Source organism: Citrobacter sp. L55 (assembly GCF_002850715.1).
Classification (GTDB): domain Bacteria; phylum Pseudomonadota; class Gammaproteobacteria; order Enterobacterales; family Enterobacteriaceae; genus Citrobacter; species Citrobacter braakii.
Genome location: NZ_KZ559465.1, coordinates 1 through 280 on the forward strand (window position 1 = coordinate 1; position 280 = coordinate 280).

Below are 280 nucleotides of genomic sequence, written 5' to 3' on the forward strand. Positions count from 1 at the left end.
TGTTCAGCCATATCGACTTTGCTTTCACTGTAGTTGCCTGATAACAGTGCTGTCAGCGATGCGGCGAAGTTTCTGGCTTTCTCCTGCGGGATCGTTGAGACCACTCGCATCTCGCCATAACGACTGCGTTTGCGAATGATCCTGTGCCCCAGAAAGATAAAGCCGTCATTAACATGGGTGATTTTAGTCTTATCCATGTTCAGCCTGAGTTTCAGACTGCCTTCGAGCACACCCCGACACTCCTCCCTGATGGCTTCCGCCTGTGCTTTGGTGCCTTTGA

1 pseudogene is annotated in these 280 nt (G+C 51.1%); it reads right to left on the bottom strand.

Annotated features, from left to right (window positions below):
• Positions 1–280, bottom strand: a pseudogene (locus tag B9P82_RS28180) (group II intron reverse transcriptase/maturase); the annotation flags it as partial.